The sequence below is a fragment of the Embleya sp. NPDC008237 genome, from assembly GCF_042956465.1.
Taxonomy (GTDB): domain Bacteria; phylum Actinomycetota; class Actinomycetes; order Streptomycetales; family Streptomycetaceae; genus Embleya.
The window spans coordinates 351,451-368,010 of the sequence record NZ_JBIBGL010000005.1; the positions used below are offsets into that span (position 1 = coordinate 351,451).

Sequence of the window (16,560 nt, forward strand, 5' to 3'; positions counted from 1 at the left end):
GGTGGGGCCTGCGCCGTACCCGCACTCGGGCACACCCCCTCGCCGGCGCGGAGCCGTCACCGGCGGGGGCGACGCCGGGTCAGGGCAGGATCGCGTCCACGTAGCCGCCGTCCACTCGCAATGCGCCGCCCGTCGTGGCGGAGGCGAAGGTCGAGCTGAGGTACACCACCATGTGGGCGATCTCCTCGGGTTCGATCAACCGCTGGATCAGCGATTGCGGTCGGTGCAGCCGCATGAACTCGCGCTGCGCCTGCGCCCACGGCAGCGAGGGGTCCACCAATTCGTAGACGAAGTCCTCGACCCCGCCGGTGTGGGTCGGCCCGGCGATCACCGAGTTGACCGTCACCCCACTGCCCGCCACCTCCTTGGCGAAGCCGCGCGAGACCGCGAGCAGCGCTGTCTTGGACATCCCGTACTGGATCATCTCGGCCGGGGTGACCACCGCCGAATCGCTCGCGATGTTCTGGATCCGCCCCCAGCCGCGCTCGCGCATCCCGGGCAGATAGGCGCGGATCATCCGCACCGCGGTGAGCACGTTCACCTCGAAGTACCGCCGCCACTCGGCGTCGTCGATCTCCAGCGCGGGCCGGGTCCCGAAGATCCCGAGATTGTTCACCAGGATGTCCACCTGCGGCACCGCCGCCCACACCCGCGCGGCGCCCTCGTCGGCGGCGATGTCGCCGGGAGCCGCGAGGAGTTGCGCCTCCGGCAGCTCGCCGCGCATGCGCTCGATCGCGGCGTCGACGGAGTCCGGGGTGCGCCCGTTCACCGCGACCCGGGCTCCGGCCCGGGCCAAGCCCATCGCGATCGCCGCCCCGATTCCCTGGGTCGACCCGGTGACCAGGGCGGACTTCCCGGCGAGATCGATCAGCACGCTGCGAACCCTTCGTCCGACCAACACTCTGCGGGCGTCCAGTAGATCATCCGGACGACCCGATTCCGGCCCGCGACGGGCCGATCCGCACGAGCGGTTTCATTCGTCCCGATCGCCTCGCGCCTCCTTCCCGGACCCGGCGTGCCGTGGACCGGGTGCCGTCGCCGACCGCCCCGGTCGGTCGAACGCCGGGATCACCTCGGCCCCGAACAGCCGGATCATCGAGGCCAGTTCGTCGAAGGAGCCGCGCGTGGACACCGGGCTCGCGCCCGCAGGAAGACCCGCGCCGAAGGCGGCGTGCACATGGTCGCTGCCGGTGAGGTCCCGGTAGCGGGTGATCTGGGCGATCACGTCCTCGGGGCCGCCCCACAGCAGGCGATCGTGCGCGATCTCCTCGGCGGGTACGTGCTCGCCCGCGTCCAGGCGGCGGAACAGGTCCCGCTCGCCGGCGTCCTCGGCCGACTCGCGCCAGTGCTCCAGCAGGCCGCCGACGTACCCGGGCAGCACGTCCTCGGCCACCGTGCGCCGGTCCTTGCCCAGCCACGCGTAGCGGCGCAGCACCCAGTCCGGACGTTTGGCGTGCGTCGCGCAGGCCGCCCGGTAGACCGCCAGGCAGGACCGGGCCCGGGCCAACGACTGCACCGGGCCGCACAACCACGCGTCGCCCAGCCGCGCGGCGCGCTCGACGGCGGCGTCGGCGACGCCCGCCACCCACAGCGGGATGTTCTCCTGGACCGGGCGCGGATGCACGGTCAGTTCGGGGAAGGTGTGGAAGCGGCCCCGATAGCCGACGTTCTCCCGGGTCCAGAGCAGTCGCAGGATCTCCAGCGCCTCCTCCATCCGCGCGCCCCGGGTACGGAAGTCGGATCCGTGCGCGGTGTACTCCAGCGGCCACCAGCCCAGCCCGACACCGAGGGTGACCCGGCCGCCGGAGATCTCGTCGATCGTGGCGACCTGTTCGGCGACCCGCACCGGATGGTGCACCGGGAGCTGGAAGATGCCGGTCCCCACCCGCAACGTCTCGGTGCGCGCGGCGACGGCGGCGAGCAGGGTGAGCGGATCGCTCATGTTGCCCGGCATGAAGTGGTGGTGGCCGACGGTGACGGTGTCGAATCCCGCCTCCTCGGCGATCCGGGCGAGCGCGAACGTCCGGTGGTACGGCTGCGCGTTGCCCGGATCCCGAAGCACGGGCAGCGACATGGAGAACCTCATGCGGCCGGAAGCTAGCAGCGTCCTCGCAAGCTCTCCAGGGCCGTGCTCCGCCCACGGACGGATCGCAAGCCGGGCCGTGCGGACCGAGTCGTGCGGACCGAGTCGTGCGAACCGGGCCGGGAAACCGGGTCGTGCGAGTCGGGCGCGGCGGCCCCCGGTCGCACGCGCGGTCGGCTCCCGGTCGGGCGCGGCCGGCCCCGGACGGGCCCGACGGACCCCCGCCCGGGCCGCGCGCATGCGTGGCGTGGCCGGGTGGGCTCGGCTCGCCGGTACGCTCGCTCGGCGGGGTCGGCGGTACGGGTGGCGGAGGCGAGAATGACGATGGACGAGCGGGTCGCGGTGGGTCTGGTCGGGGCCGGTCCATGGGCGAGTCAGGTGCATGCACCGGTCTTCGCGACCGGGCCGGAGACCCGGCTCACCGCGGTGTGGGCACGACGCCCGGAGGCGGCCCGGGAACTCGCGGAGTCCTACGGGGCCCGGGCGTGTGCGGAGTTCGACGAGTTGCTCGACCGGTGCGAGGCGGTGGTCTTCGCGATCGCCCCCGAGGCGCAACCCGCGCTGGCCGAGCGGGCGGCCCGGGCGGGCAAGACGGTGCTGCTGGAGAAACCGATCGCGGGTGACCTGGACACCGCCCGTCGGCTGGCCGACGTGATCGGCGCGGCCGGTGTCGGTTCGATGGTGGCGTTGAGCGCACGATATGCGCCGCGGGTACGGGACTTCCTGGCCCACCTGGCGAGTGCCGAGACGCCCTGGCGCGGCGGCCGACTGGCCTGCGTCACCGACGCGTTCCTCGACGGTCCGTTCGCGGCGTCGCCGTGGCGGCAGACCCGCGGGGCGATTCTCGACGTGGGGCCGCACGCGTTCGACCTGATGAGCGTCGCGCTGGGCGACATCGTGGACATGCGGGCCGATTCACCGGGTGCCGGCTGGACGGCGGTGCAACTGGTGCACGCCGGCGGCGCGGTGTCCCAACTGGTGCTGTGCTGCACCGCCGTGGCCGGCCACCGCTACGACGTGGAGATGTACGGGTCGGCCGGGGCCACCGAGCTGAACCTGTCCACCGCGATCGACGGGGCCGCGTTCGCGGTGCTGCGCGCGGAGTTCGCGAGCCTGGTGCGCGACGGGGGCGAGCACGTGTGCGACGTTCACCGCGGGCTGTACCTCCAGGAGGTCATCGCCCGCGCCGAACAACAACTCGCCGCGGCACGCTGAACCGCGCGCCGCGACGATCACATGTGCCGGCTCAGGCCGTCGGCTTCCGGGCGATGCCACCGGCCATCAGCTTCTGGCCGACGGTCAGCGGCTCCTCGACCGGCTCCTCCGGCCGCCACTGCGGCAGGAACACCACGCCCGGCTCGACCGGTTCGAGACCTTCGAAGTATGCCGAGATCTCCTCGATGGTACGGAAGCGCCCCGAACCCAGGTCGGTGAGCAGCGCCTTCTCCAGCGCGACCGCGTCCGGGCTGGACGCGCAGAAGTGGGTGAGGAAGAGGAAACTGCCGGGCGGCAGCGCCTTCTTGTAGGCCTCGACGATCTGTTCCGGGCCCTCGTCGTCGTTGAGGTGGTGCACGACGCCCACCAGCATCAGACCGATCGGCTGGTCGAAGTCGATCAACGCGCGCACGTCCGGGTGGGCCAGGATCTCGGCCGGCTCGCGCAGGTCGGCGGTGACCACCGTGGTCCGGTCGTTCTCCGCGAGCAGCGCCCGGCCGTGCGCGAGCACGATCGGGTCCTTGTCCACGTAGACCACGCGGGCCTCGGGCGAGTGGGCCTGGGCCACCTGGTGGGTGTTCTGCACGGTGGGCAGGCCGGAGCCCAGGTCGAGGAACTGCCGGATGCCCTGCTCGGCCATGTACCGAACACCGCGCCCGAGGATCGCCCGGTTGTACCGGCCGACATCGCCGATCTCCGGGACGATCGCCAGCGAGGCCTCGGCTATCGCGCGGTCCACCGGATAGTTGTCCTTGCCGCCGAGCACGGCATCGTAGACCCGGGCGATGCTGGGCATGGAGATGTCGATGCCGACCGGTCGCCAGTCGTCGTCCGGCTCGACCGGAGCGTTGCCCGCCGTTTGCGAGTCGTCTGCCATGAGGCTCCAACCGTGGGTTGAGTGATCATCGGTTCCCGTTGGTGGTAAGCCTATTGGTGCCCGACCCGGTTTTGTTGCCCGGGGCAAGGATCAACCGCAGTGTTTCCGTCCGCGCGGCGGCGCGCGAACTCCCGTGCCACGGGCGGACGTCCGTCCCGGACGCGGCCGTACTCGGGCGACGGCGGCCCGACTCAGCTCGAATCGGCCCGACCGTCACCGCCCCGATCGCCGTAGCGGCGCTCGAACTTGGCGATCTCGCCCTCGGGGTCCACCGGACGGGCATTGCCGGTGTAGAACGGATGGCTCTCCGAGGAGATCTCGACGTCGATCACCGGATAGGTGTTCCCGTCGTCCCATTCGATGGTCTGTTCGCTGACGGCGGTCGACTTGGTGAGGAAGGCGTATCCCGCGGACCGGTCCCGGAAGACGACCGGGCCGTACGCGGGGTGCTTGTCCTGCTTCATCGTTGCTCCCTTGTCGCTTTCCGGTGTGCCATCGGGCCCAACGCACGACGCACCCGGGTTCTTCCGTCAGCCTCGCGAACAATCCGACGCCCCGCGAGAGCGGTGAGCCGAAAGGTGTACCCGCCACCGCCGCCGACGCCGCGCGGGCCGGACCTTCGCCCACCGGGTGCGCGGATCGGGGCCGCGGACCGGGGCCGCGGGCACCGAATCGGCCGCTGTGCTCGCCCGGCCCCGGGCGGGGTCCAATAATCGAGGGATGGACCACATCAGCCATTTCCGCCGCGAGGTTCGTGCGTTCGAGACCGCCGCGCGGCGGACCCTGGACGCCGCCGAGGCGCCCGTCGTGCCGTCCTGCCCGGAGTGGACGATGTCCGACCTGGTCGTGCACCTCGGCGGCGTGCACCGTTTCGTGACCCGGGTCGTCGTGGCCGGACTCGCCGAGCCGCCGCCCGTCACCGACATCTCCATCTACGTGCTGCCCGAGGATCGCACCGGCTGGCCGGACCCGGGCGGCGCCACCCCCACCCCGGGCCCGTTGCCGGCCGGTCTGGTCGACTGGTTCGCCGCAGGGGCAAGCGAGTTGGCCGAAGCGTTCGAGCGCACCCCGCCGGCGAGACCGGTCTGGACCTGGTCCGCCGAGCAGAGCGTCGGCTTCTGGCTGCGTATGCAAACCGTCGAGGCCGCGGTGCACCGCTGGGATGCCGAGCACACGCTCGGCACGGCGATCCCGATCGATGCCGAACTCGCGGCGGACGCGATCACCCAGCACTTCGAGGTGATGGTCCCGGCCCGGCGCGACCGGCGGCAGGCACCACCCGGATCCGGCGAGCACCTGCGGTTCCGGCGGACCGACGGTCCCGGCGACTGGGCCGTGCGCTTCGTCGGCGACGAGGTCCGGGTCGGCCCGGCCGACGAACCAAGTGACGTCGAACTGGCCGGTACGGCATCGGACTTGGCCCTCTTCCTGTGGGGCCGCATCCCGGCCGACCGACTCACCGTCACCGGCGACCCCGACACCGTCGACCGCTACCTCGCCCTGGTCCCGGCCGTCTAGCCCGTGTCCGGCGGATCTTGGTGGGGCCGCGCCGCCTGCCACCGCGTCTCGCCGCACCCGAGAAACAGCCGAATGGAACCACTATGCGGCTGCTTCTCCGGCACGCCGAGCCACGGCACCGGACGACGCGACCTCATCCACCAAGATCCACCGGACACGGCCCAGGGTCTGTCTTCGATCCCGCGTCGGGCTCCGCGGCGTCACGAAGCGACGGAGTCGGGGCGGTCGTCAATCCGTCGGCGGGGCCGTGTCCGTGGAGGTGGCCGAGACTCTCGGGAAGGGGCGCGGGTAGTGCACGCCGAGATGGAAGCGGTCGGCGAGGACGTCCGCGAAGGCCGCCGCGATCCGGTACTCGCCGGCCTGGTTCGGGTGCAGGCCGTCCCCGGTGTGCTCGGCCGCGACGAATTCGGCATCGGTGGTGGCCACCACGATCGGCGACTCGTCGGTGTTCAGTTCGGCCGCGATGGCATCGATGCGGGCGTTGAAACTCGCCGCGCGGGCGGCGAACTCCGGGTCCGGGCCCGCCTGATGGGTGGGCAACACGTGGCCGAGCACGATCCGCAGGCGCGGGTTGCCCCGGCGGGCGTCGGTGATGAACGCGCGCAGGTCCGTCTCGAACCGGGTCGGATCCACCGTCGGTCGCAGGTCGTCGACCCCGAGCAGGATCAGCAGGTAGTCGGGCCGGTGCTCGGCCACCTCGGCCTCGATGTCGCCGAGCGGATCCTTGGACCCGACCAGGTCGAGTCGTACGTCGTGGGCGCGCAGGTGCCGCCACAGTCGGTAGCGCCAGGTGCGATCGCCGCTGCCGACGTGACCGATCGAGTCGCCGGCGATCATCACCGGAACCTCGTGTCTCGCGCCCGTCATCGTGCCTCCCGGGTCGATCCACCGGCCGTGTCCGGGCAGCGGTCCTGTCCACACGGTAGGTTCGCCGCGCGCCCGGCGCCGGCTCGGCTACCGCGAACGGGTGGTGCCGGGCCGGGCGCCGTCCGTCATTGCGACGCCTCGCGCAGCAGCGCCGGCAGCGGCCGGTGGTGCAGGATGTCCAACCGGGAGACCGCCCTGGTCAGCACCACGTACAGACGGCTCGCCCCGCGGGCCTCGGCGGCCACGATCGCGGCCGGCTCGACCACCACCACGTGGTCGTACTCCAGGCCCTTGGCCAGCGTCGCGGGCAGCACGGTCACCCGTACCGCGCCGGTGGGGTCCGGCGCGTCCGCCGTCGTGGTGGCGATGTCGGCGTCGGCCAGCGCGGCGCGCAGCGCCTGCGTACCCGCATCGTCGGCGATCACCCCGATCGAGCCCGGTCGGCCCAGCGCGGCGCGCACCGCGGCAACCGTCGCGGCGATCGGGTCGGCCACCTCGCGAATGGTCAGCTCACCGTCCGCGCGCAACGAGCGGGCCTCGGGTACGTCCACGTCCAGGCCGGCGAGCAGCCGGTTCGCCAGTGCGACGATCACCGCGGGCACCCGGAAGCCGACGGTCAGCGGCGCCACCTCGGCGTCGGGTCGGCCCAGGTGGGCGAGCAGCTCGGACCAGGTGCGCGCGGACCACGGTGTGGTGCCCTGGGCCAGGTCGCCGAGCACGGTCACCGAGCCGGAGCCGATCCGCCGACCCAGCGCGCGGCACTGCATCGGGGACAGGTCCTGGGCCTCGTCGACCACCATGTGGCCGTAGGTCGGCGGCCGTTCGATCAGGCCGCAGACCTCGTCGAGCAGGACCAGGTCGGCGGCCGTCCAGCGGGCGCTCCGCCACGAGCGCGGCGGCCGGATCCACCGGATCGCCCGCTGTTCGTCGGCGGTGAGAATGCCGTCGGCCGCGGCGGCGAGCGCGTCCGGGTCGGTGAGCAGTTCGGCGAGGACCTGCTCGGGCCGGGCCGTGGGCCAACAGTGCTCGACGAAGCCGCCGACGGCCTTCGAGCGGCCCATCCGGCGCAGCCAATCACCGGTCGGCGGGCCGGAGTTGCGCTCGGCCTGGCGTTGCAGCAGGGCCACCGCGCGGGCTCGGATCCGTTCTCGGCCGACCTGGTAGGGGGTGTCCTCGGCGTAGACCCCGTCGACGATCCGGGTCAGTTCGTCCAGGGCGATCCGGCGCCGGTAGGAGCCGTCGGGTACGGCGACGGGTTCCGTCGGGGCGGTGATCCGGGAGTAGAGCGCGCGGCGCAGCACGGTCGCCATCCGGGCATCGTGCTTGACCGCCTCGGCCGCGGGTTCGTCCCGGGCCCGGATCGGGTGCCGGCCGACCTCGTCGTCGATGGTGGCCTGCCGGATGCCGGTCTCGCCGAGGGCGGGCAGCACCTCGGAGATGTAATGCAGGAAGGTCCGGTTGGGGCCGACGATCAGCAGACCGGCGCGTTGGATGCGGTGCGGGTGGGTGTAGAGGAGGTAGGCCGCGCGGTGCAGGCCGACGGCGGTCTTGCCGGTGCCCGGGGCGCCCTGTACGCAGATCGAGGCGGTCGGGTCGCGGCGGACCAGGTCGTCCTGTTCGGGCTGGATGGTGGCGACGATGTCGCGCATCGGGCCGACCCGGGGCCGGCCGAGTTCGCCGGCCAGGATCGTCCCGGGGCCGCCGGCGTCGGCCGCGTCCGGCGCGGGGTGGGCGGCGAGGTGCTCGTCCTCCAGGCCGGTGAGGTCCTCGGCGGCGCCGGTGCTCCACGGTGCCCAGCCGAACCGGCGGCGGATCGCGACGCCCTGTGGGTCGCGGGTACTGGCGCGGTAGAAGGCGCGGGAGATCGGTGCGCGCCAGTCGACCACGAGCGGCGGCACGGCCGGATCGGTGCCGATCCGACGCCGACCGATGTGGTAGCAGCCGCCCCGGTGCTCGCCGGCCGCCGCCGTACCGGCAAAGTCCAGGCGGCCGAAGAACAGTGGTGTGTCCGGGAGTTCGTGCATCTCGCGGGCGCGACTGCGCAGCGTGTAGCCGAGCGCTTCGGCGTCCGCGCCGGAGGCGGAGACGTCGGCGCCGGTGCGCACGTGTTCGGCGGAGCCCGCGACCATCGCGGCCATCGCCTCGCGGCAGACCTCGTGGTAGGCGCGCTCCCGGCCGAGTTCGGCATCGAGTGGCGTCATACCGGAAGGATAATGCAACTCGGTTAAAAATGTTACCGAGTAACGTCCGAGTAGCGGATCAACCCCTCCGCCAGCCGATCGAAGGCCCGCTCCGCCGTCGCCCGTGCCACCGGATGCAGGGCCGCCGCCCGCTCGCCCGCCGCGATCCGCCGCCAGTTCTCCCGGGCCAGGATCCGTTGCACCGCGACGATCTGGCCGGCCGCCAACCGCGCCTGCATGCCGTCCGCGTCCTCGCACGCGTCCGTCTCGGAGACCGAGGCGCCCAGCGCGGCGGCCAGCGCCTCCTCCGAACGCTCGGTGTACGCGTACAGCCGGGCCACCAGACTCGGGGTCCCGTACAGCAACCGATGGAAGGCCAACACCTGCGGATGGTCGCAGAGCCCGGTCACCGGATCGTGCCGATCCAGTCCGGCCAGGAAGTGCACGCGCAGCGCCGTCAGCGCCGAGACGCCCTCCGGCCGCCCGGCCACCACCCGACCGGCCTCGTCCTGATGGTCGGCGAACCGGTGCAGCACCAGGTCCTCCTTGGTCGGGAAGTACCGGAACAGCGTCGGCTTGGAGACCTCCGCGGCGTCCGCGACCTCGGCGACCGACACCCGGTCGAAGCCCCTCGCCAGGAACAACTCGATCGCGACATCGGAGATCGTCGCCGCCATCCGCAACCGCTTGCGCTCGCGCAACCCCATCTCACCGCTCATGCGCGGCACCCTACGCCGACCGACGGCACCCACCGCCCGGCCGCGGCACTGGGAGTGAATCGTGTACGAGCGAATCGTCATTGCCCGGGAGACCCTCACCCGCCGCGCCCGCACCCGCTCCGCCCCCACGCGCTGCCGTCCACGCGCTGCCGTCCACGCGCCGATCTCCCTGCCGCGTGCGCTCACCTGGTCGTGGCAGCGGGGTTCCCGGACACCGAACTCACCGTCGCGGCATCGGCCTGGCATGCTCGGCGGTATGAAGATCGCTGCCGCGCAGCTCACGTGTGTTCCCGCGGACATCCCCGCCAACGTTCGCCGACTCGCCGCTCTCGCCGAGCAGGCGCGCGCCCAGGGCGCCGAACTCGTCGTGTTCCCCGAACTCGCGCTGACCGGGTACGAACTCGGATCCCTGGTCGAGGATCCCGGCCTGTGGGTGAGCGCGGACGATTCGCGGCTGGATCCGATCCGGGCGGTGGGGATCGCCACCGTCGTCAACTGCGCCGTGGCCACCGGTGGATCGCTGCCCGCCATCGGGACACTGGTCCACGACGCCGACGGTGAACTGGTGACCACTTACCGGAAGCAGTACCTCTACGAGGAGGAGCGAGGCGTCTTCGCGGCCGGCGATCGGGACGGGCGCTTCGAGCTGGGTGGCCTGCGTTTCGCGTTGGCCACGTGTTACGACAACCACTTCCCCGAACTGACCGCCCGCGCCGCCGACGGCTGCCAAGTGCACCTGGCGAGCTCGCTCTACGGCACGGGCAAGGGGATCGAGGAGCGGGCGACCGTATACCCGGGAATCGCCGAGGACACCGGCCTGTACGTCGTGATGGCCAACCACGTGGGCCCGTCGGGACCATGGACCGGTTGTGGCGGCGCAGCCCTGTGGGCCCCGGGCGGGGCCCTCCTCGCGGAGGCCGACGACCGCACGGTCACGGTGGTCGCCGCCGAGGTCGGCGGGCTTCGATCACCAGCCGACGCCGCCGGGATCTCCGGCTGACCTGGAAAGACGAGTGGCGCGCCGCGCCCGACCCGACCGAACTCTTCTTCCTGGACGCGTCGCCGGAACTGCTGAGGGGCCCTCGCCCACTCTGGGAGTGCGACGACCGCATCCAGGTGTGGTGGCTGCTGGGTCACTTCACGCTTGCGGGCTGGGGCCGGCTCGCTGCGGTGCTCGTCCACACCGCTCTGGCCTCGTCACTGAATTACGTGATGACGCACTCGGGCGCCACGGGTACAAAATGAGCCCCTCACCGCCCGCCCGCGCGGATCGACCGCACACGGAACCACCCTGCACCTCACCGGAGTTCGGGCGAGCGGGGCTCCGCCGGTTGGATGCGGCGCTGCGTAGTCCCCAGGCGTAAGGGCGCATCCGACAGTCGAAGCGCCAAATACGCAGCCGACACAGACGTCCGTCTTCCGGGCCCACCGCCGACCGGGAGCGGGAGCGGGAGGAACTCGCCGCGTGCGTCACGCCGTACCCCAAGCCGGCGCTGCTGCGTATGAACGGCCTGGTACGGCTTCGCAACCACGCGGGTCCCGCCGGCTGCGGCGGACCGAGGGTGTTCCGCCGCCGCGCCGTCGCGCCGTCGCTGTCGCCGTGCGTCAGGGGGTCGACCCGGACGGGGAGCGCGTGGGCGTGGTGCCGGCGCTTTGCGGCAGGGTGCCGGTGAACGTGGCGTCCGGCAGTGCCGAGGGGAGCGAGGTCATGGCGACGATGATGCGGAAACCGGGACGGAGGGCGTCGGGAACGTCGAAGAGTTGTTGGGCGAAGACCGACTGTCCCGGTGCCACCGTGCCGGTGAAGTCCTGTTGCGGCAGACTTCCGTGCGTGATGCGTTCGGCGCGCTCTCCACTGACGCGGCTCATCTCGCTGACGTGCACTCCGGAGACGTCGTAGGGGGTTTGCGACCGGTTGGTTACGGTGATCGTGACCAACGCCGGGAAGGAACCCGGCGCGGCGCTCGCGGCCGCGGGCGCGGGTTCCACGCGCGCCACCGAAACCACGACGCCGTTGGGCATCGCCACCCAGCCCCCCACGGGCGCGGTGTTCGCCGGCCCGGTGTCGCGACCGGATCCGGGCCCGCACAACCGCAACCATTCGTCCTGCGGCAGGCCGGGAGGATCACAACTCACCGACGGGGATGCCGACGCAGCACCCGAACCACTCTTCCCGTCGTCGTCGCCGCAACCGGCCAACGAAAGAAGAGCGGTGACCACGATGCAGACAGACACGACCCGACGCGACATGACAACCCCTTGAGACCAGAGCGGTACAGGGAGAGTCAGCCGTTGGACAATCCCTCAAACAGGAACGGCCTTTCGTTTGGGCCATTCGAGCGCGCTCGGCAAGGCTGCGTGTAGGCGGGGCCGGACACCGGCCTCGGTCCAGCCGAAGCCGGCGCCAGGCCGTCACTCCCGTGCAGCCGACGGTTTCGCTCGACGGTGACACCGTGGGCGGTGAAGAACGCCCGGGCGCGGTTCCGGAAGGCGACGGCGGTGTGTTGGCGCTCGTCGGGCAGGACCTCGCTGTAGGTCAGGCGGGAGTGGTCGTCGACCGCGGAGTGGATGTAGGAGTAGCCGATCACCGGCTTGCAGTTCCTCCGCTCGCTGGTGGTGGCGATCTTGTTGTCCATCGCCTGCCGGCGGTCCATGACCCTGTGGCCGCCGCCGTCGGGGATGTTGCCGAGCTTCTTGATGTCGACGTGGACCAACTCGCCCGGCCGGGCCCGTTCGTAGCGGTGGATCGGCTGCCCGGTCGGCCGGTCGAGCCAGGCCAGGCGATTGAGGCCGTGCCGGGTCAGGATGCGGTGGACCGTCGAGGCGGGCAGGCCCAGGACGGGCCCGATGCGGGCGGGGCCGAGCTTGCGGTCGGTTCGCAGGCGACACACCTCGGCCTCGACATCGGCCGGGGTGCGGTGCGGGGTGGTGTTCGGCCTGCTGGAGCGGTCCGCCAGTCCGCCTTCGCCCTCGGCTCGCCAACGGCGGACCCACTTGTGGGCGGTGGGCCTGGATACGCCCATCTCGGCCGCAACGTGCGCGACCGGCCGTCCGGCGAGGACGCGTTCGACCAGGAGTCGTCTGCCGTGCACGGTCAATCGGGCGTTACGGTGGGACACGAAGACCTTCGTGCGTGGTGTGGAGCCTGGACACCTCCACCACACCGGAGGTCTTCGCCATGATCAAGACCCGACTCTGTCGACAACGCTCGTGGTCAATACACCTAGGCCGCGTCCACGACGCCGATCTCGCGTGCCCGAAGGCCCGCCAGCACCACGTCCGCCACCGACCGCGATCCGCATCGGTCGATGTCCACCACGATCGTGCGCCGAGGATCGGCTTCGACCGCGATCGCGACATGGGCCTCCGCGATGCGCTCCAGCGCGCCACGGCGGGTCAGCCAGCCCCGGTCGTCGGCGGAGAGCACCTGTTGCGCGGACAGCCGGTCGCGCAGCGTACGGGCCGATGCGGTCAGGTGGACCGTGACCGTCGGCTCCTCCAGCACGGCCCGGTATTCGGCGACCTGGGCGCTGAGCCGGCTCCCGTCGGCCCGGTAGATCACCGCACCGTCGGCGGCGACGCCGGCCGCCCACGTGTGCACGATCACCGGCCCGGCCGAGCGCCGGCGCTTGACGAGCGCGTCGGCCCGCAGCAGCCCGGCCAGGCCGAGGCGGATCGATTCGGCACGCCCGGCGATCGGGGTACAGCCGAGCGCGGCGCCGAGGGTGTCGGCGAGCGCGGCGCCGCCCGCGCCGGGCGGCCCCTCGATCGCGATGAACGTGTGGTGATCGGTGCGCCCGGCGGGAGCGGGCCCTGCGAGCGTGGTCGGGGTCATCGCGGTGTCCTGGTTCGCTGGGATGGCCGTCGGTCGCGGACGGACCCAGCGTGCGAGCACGTCGCCGGCCGTCGCCCCTCCACGGTGCCTGATCCCGGGATGCCCCCGCAGGATCGACCGGGCGAACATCAGGCAACCACGAGGGTACCCGTCAGCGCCGCCCGACATCGAACTCGCGCTGCGTACAGGCACATTGACCCTCGCACACCGCGCATTCCCGGACCATCCCGGCTCCGCCGCGCCCGAAGCGTGTCCGCGCACCGGCGCCGACGGCCGGCGCCGGCCCCGCCACGCTGATCCGCCGCCCATACGGACAAACCCGACGGTCCCTCGGTTAGGCTCCCCGGATGTCACAGCTTCCGACGGTCGCCGAGATCACCGCACTGCACAGGGCATACGCACCGACCCGAGCGGTCTTCGAGAAGGTGCACACACATTGCGTGATCGTCGGGCGGATCGCCGAGCAGTTGGCGACCGGACCCGGCGGCGCCGGCGTCGACCTCGACCTGGTCCGGGCCGGGTGCCTGCTGCACGACATCGGGGTCTACCGGCTCTACGACGAGGAGGGCCGGCTGGACGGCGCCAACTACGTGCGGCACGGGCTGCTGGGCGTGGAGATCCTGCGCAAGGAGGGCCTGCCCGAGTCGCTGCACCGGTTCTGCTCGTGCCACACCGGCGTCGGGCTGACCCGGCACGACGTGCTGAGCCGGCAGTTGCCGATCCCGGTGGACGACTACGTCGCCGAGTCGGCCGAGGAGCGCCTGGTGATGTACGCGGACAAGTTCCACAGCAAGTCGAACCCGCCGCGGTTCCTGCGCCCCGACACGTTCGCCGCGAAGATCCGGCGCTTCGGGGACGACAAGGTGGTCGCCTTCCAGGCCCTTGCCGACGAGTTCGGCACGCCCGAACTCGAACCGCTCGCAGCCGAGTTCGGGCACCGCATCACCTGAGCGGCGGCACTCCCGAACCGGTCGGCCGGTCGGGTGTCACATTCGCCGCCCGGCTCGTGTCAGCACTGTGACCGAAGCAGCGCACCACGAGACCCCTGGCGAGCGACCATGACCACACAGACCTCCCCCTCCGCCCCGGCGGATCGACCGGCCGACGCACCCTCTCCCGCGCCGCCGCCCACGCTCTTCGGGCGCTACGCCGCGTTCGTCGCCGGTCGGCGCTCGAAGTGGGTGGTTCTGGTGTGCTGGCTGTTGCTGATCGGCGTCGGCGGGTCGTTGGCCGCCAAGCTCGGTTCGGTGCAGAACAACGAGCAGCAGACCTGGTTGCCGGCGGATTCCCAGGCCACCCGGGCGCTGGACATCGCCGACGAGCACTTCACGAACAAGGGCATCCTGACCGCGGTCGTGGTCTACACCCGCGATCGGGGACTCACCCCGGGCGACCTGGCCCGAATCGGCGAGGACCGCGGCCGCCTGCGCGAGCGACGGATGGCGGCGGCGGAGATTCCGGACGTCGTGGTGTCGCAGGACGGCAAGGCGGCCTACCTCACCGTGCCGTTGAAGGCCGACAAGAGCGACAACGCGGTGCTCGGCGACGCGGTCGAGGCCGTGCGCAAGCTCACCGGGGAGGGCACACCCGCCGGACTCGACGTGCGGATCGCCGGTCAGGCGGGCAACCTCGCCGACTTCATCGATGTGTACTCCGGCATGGACGCGGCGCTCCTGGGCACCACGTTGGCGATCGTGGCGCTGCTGTTGTTGATCACGTACCGCAGTCCGGTGTTGTGGCTGATCCCGCTGATCTCGGTGGCGTTGGCGAGTCAGGTCGCCTCCGGTGTGGTGTACCTGCTCGCCCGCTATGCGGGCCTGGTGGTCAACGGGCAGAGCTCGTACGTGCTGGTCGTGCTGGTCCTGGGGGTCGGCACCGACTATGCGCTGCTGCTGATCGCGCGCTATCGCGAGGAGTTGCACCGGCACCGGGACCGGCACGAGGCGATGGCGACGGCACTGACCCGCTGCCTGCCCGCGATCGCCGCGTCCGCCGCGACGGTGGGCATCGCCACGCTGTGTCTGGTCTTCGGCAGCATGAACTCCACCCGCGGTCTGGGGCCGGTGGTGGCCATCGGCGTGGTGATCGTGTTCTGCGCGATGACCTCGCTGCTGCCCGCGTTCCTGGTCGTCCTGGGTCGCTGGGTGTTCTGGCCGTTGATCCCGCGCCACACGGTCGGGTACGAGGGCGTGGGTGTGGAGCGCGAACACGGCGCATGGGCCCGGGTCTCGCGCGCGGTGGGCCTGCGGCCCCGGCCGATCTGGATCGGCAGTGTGCTGGTGCTCGCGGCGCTGGCGTGCGGCGCGCTCACGCTGGGCAGCGGCCAGACCGCGGGTGAGCAGTTCACCGAGCGGGTCGACTCGGTGATCGGGCAGGAACGACTCGCCGAGCACTTCGCGGCCGGCTCGTCGGCCCCCGCGGACGTGTACGTACGCAGCGAGGGTGCCGCCGCGACGGTGCGCATGTTGCCGGCCGTGCCGGGGGTGAGCTCGGCGATCGAGGTGGCGAGCGCCGGCGGATGGACGCACATCGCGGCGGTGTTGCGGGACAGTCCCGACACCGGGGCCGCCCGGGACACCGTCGAGCGGATCCGCGCGACGCTGCGCTCGGGGCCGGCGCAGACCCGCTCGGCACTGGTCGCCGGGCAGAGTGCGGTCGCGTTGGACACCTCGCAGGCGCAGGGCGAGGAGGAGAAGCTGCTGATCCCGCTGATCCTCGCGGTGGTCCTGCTGATGCTCGTGGTGCTGCTCCGCGCACTGGTCGCGCCGGTCGTGCTGCTGCTGTCGGTGGTGCTCTCGTTCGGTTCGGCGGTGGGTGCCGCGGCGCTGATCTATCACGCGCTGGGCCACCCGCGGATCGACCGTGGGCTGCTGCTGTTCGGCTTCCTGTTCCTGGTCGCCCTGGGCGTGGACTACACGATCTTCCTGATGACCCGGGCCAGGGAGGAGGTGCGGGTGCGTGGGCACCGCGAGGGCGTGCTCACCGGGTTGACCGTGACCGGCGGCGTGATCACCTCGGCGGGCCTGGTTCTGGCGGCCACGTTCGCCGCGCTCACCGTGATCCCGACGGTGAATTCGCTCCAGCAGGGCGTGTTGGTCGCGGTGGGCGTGCTCCTGGACACCTTCCTGGTCCGCAGCCTGCTCATCCCGGCGCTGGCGCTGGAGATCGGCCCCCGGTTCTGGCGACCGGGACGTGCGAAAGACTGAGCCGTCGCAGGCCGGCCTGCGCAACGTCGATCATCCGAGCGAGCCGATCCGGAGGCAGCG

The 16,560-nt window shown here is 71.9% G+C and carries 14 protein-coding genes and 1 pseudogene; 5 read left to right on the forward strand and 10 right to left on the reverse strand.

Going from position 1 to position 16,560, the window contains the following annotated elements; genetic code table 11:
* Positions 1-79: 79 nt before the first annotated feature.
* The gene (locus ACFZBU_RS15295; protein ID WP_391584029.1) at positions 80-874 is read right to left on the reverse strand and encodes an SDR family NAD(P)-dependent oxidoreductase; all 795 of its coding nucleotides are present in this window, start codon (positions 872-874) and stop codon (positions 80-82) included.
* Positions 875-973: 99 nt separating this feature from the next.
* The gene (locus ACFZBU_RS15300; RefSeq protein WP_391584030.1) at positions 974-2,086 is read right to left on the reverse strand and encodes an LLM class flavin-dependent oxidoreductase; all 1,113 of its coding nucleotides are present in this window, start codon (positions 2,084-2,086) and stop codon (positions 974-976) included.
* Between the two features lie 315 nt (positions 2,087-2,401).
* Between ACFZBU_RS15300 and ACFZBU_RS15305 the strand changes: the two genes are divergently transcribed.
* Positions 2,402-3,298, forward strand: a complete 897-nt coding sequence (locus ACFZBU_RS15305) for a Gfo/Idh/MocA family protein (RefSeq protein ID WP_391584031.1) — start codon at positions 2,402-2,404, stop codon at positions 3,296-3,298.
* 31 nt (positions 3,299-3,329) lie between these two features.
* Here the strand turns inward: ACFZBU_RS15305 and ACFZBU_RS15310 are convergent, their stop codons facing one another.
* Complete coding sequence (locus tag ACFZBU_RS15310; RefSeq protein ID WP_391584032.1) at positions 3,330-4,175, reverse strand: SAM-dependent methyltransferase; 846 nt, start codon at positions 4,173-4,175, stop codon at positions 3,330-3,332.
* A gap of 191 nt (positions 4,176-4,366) precedes the next feature.
* A complete protein-coding gene (locus tag ACFZBU_RS15315; RefSeq protein ID WP_391584033.1) occupies positions 4,367-4,639 on the reverse strand; it encodes a type B 50S ribosomal protein L31 in 273 nt (90 codons plus the stop codon).
* Between the two features lie 256 nt (positions 4,640-4,895).
* Here ACFZBU_RS15315 and ACFZBU_RS15320 point away from each other — a divergent pair, with 256 nt between their 5' ends.
* On the forward strand, positions 4,896-5,693 hold the full coding sequence (locus ACFZBU_RS15320) for a maleylpyruvate isomerase family mycothiol-dependent enzyme (protein WP_391584034.1): 798 nt from the start codon (positions 4,896-4,898) through the stop codon (positions 5,691-5,693).
* Positions 5,694-5,921: 228 nt separating this feature from the next.
* On the opposite strand, the gene ACFZBU_RS15325 is transcribed toward ACFZBU_RS15320, so the two are convergent.
* The 3 genes from ACFZBU_RS15325 to ACFZBU_RS15335 all read right to left on the reverse strand — a co-directional run bounded on the left by ACFZBU_RS15325 (position 5,922) and on the right by ACFZBU_RS15335 (position 9,459).
* Positions 5,922-6,560 carry an SGNH/GDSL hydrolase family protein gene (locus tag ACFZBU_RS15325; RefSeq protein ID WP_391584035.1) on the reverse strand — a complete coding sequence of 213 codons (639 nt, stop codon included), beginning with the start codon at positions 6,558-6,560 and terminating at the stop codon, positions 5,922-5,924.
* A 125-nt stretch (positions 6,561-6,685) separates the two neighbouring features.
* Complete coding sequence (locus tag ACFZBU_RS15330; RefSeq protein WP_391584036.1) at positions 6,686-8,761, reverse strand: HelD family protein; 2,076 nt, start codon at positions 8,759-8,761, stop codon at positions 6,686-6,688.
* Positions 8,762-8,793: 32 nt separating this feature from the next.
* On the reverse strand, positions 8,794-9,459 hold the full coding sequence (locus tag ACFZBU_RS15335; protein ID WP_391584037.1) for a TetR family transcriptional regulator: 666 nt from the start codon (positions 9,457-9,459) through the stop codon (positions 8,794-8,796).
* A 256-nt stretch (positions 9,460-9,715) separates the two neighbouring features.
* Between ACFZBU_RS15335 and ACFZBU_RS15340 the strand changes: the two genes are divergently transcribed.
* A complete protein-coding gene (locus ACFZBU_RS15340; RefSeq protein ID WP_391584038.1) occupies positions 9,716-10,459 on the forward strand; it encodes a carbon-nitrogen hydrolase family protein in 744 nt (247 codons plus the stop codon).
* 605 nt (positions 10,460-11,064) lie between these two features.
* Here the strand turns inward: ACFZBU_RS15340 and ACFZBU_RS15345 are convergent.
* From ACFZBU_RS15345 to ACFZBU_RS15355, 3 genes and pseudogenes are all read right to left on the reverse strand, one after another.
* Positions 11,065-11,499 carry a hypothetical protein gene (locus tag ACFZBU_RS15345; protein ID WP_391584039.1) on the reverse strand — a complete coding sequence of 145 codons (435 nt, stop codon included), beginning with the start codon at positions 11,497-11,499 and terminating at the stop codon, positions 11,065-11,067.
* A 278-nt stretch (positions 11,500-11,777) separates the two neighbouring features.
* A pseudogene (locus tag ACFZBU_RS15350) lies at positions 11,778-12,578 on the reverse strand (leucine zipper domain-containing protein); the annotation flags it as partial.
* Positions 12,579-12,682: 104 nt separating this feature from the next.
* Positions 12,683-13,294: a hypothetical protein gene (locus tag ACFZBU_RS15355; RefSeq protein WP_391584040.1), complete on the reverse strand. Its 612-nt coding sequence runs from the start codon at positions 13,292-13,294 to the stop codon at positions 12,683-12,685.
* Between the two features lie 347 nt (positions 13,295-13,641).
* On the opposite strand from ACFZBU_RS15355, the gene ACFZBU_RS15360 reads away from it, so the two are divergent.
* Together ACFZBU_RS15360 and ACFZBU_RS15365 are read left to right on the forward strand one after the other, a co-directional pair.
* A complete protein-coding gene (locus ACFZBU_RS15360; protein WP_391584041.1) occupies positions 13,642-14,244 on the forward strand; it encodes an HDIG domain-containing metalloprotein in 603 nt (200 codons plus the stop codon).
* Between the two features lie 108 nt (positions 14,245-14,352).
* Positions 14,353-16,500, forward strand: a complete 2,148-nt coding sequence (locus ACFZBU_RS15365) for an MMPL family transporter (protein ID WP_391584042.1) — start codon at positions 14,353-14,355, stop codon at positions 16,498-16,500.
* Positions 16,501-16,560 lie beyond the last annotated feature (60 nt).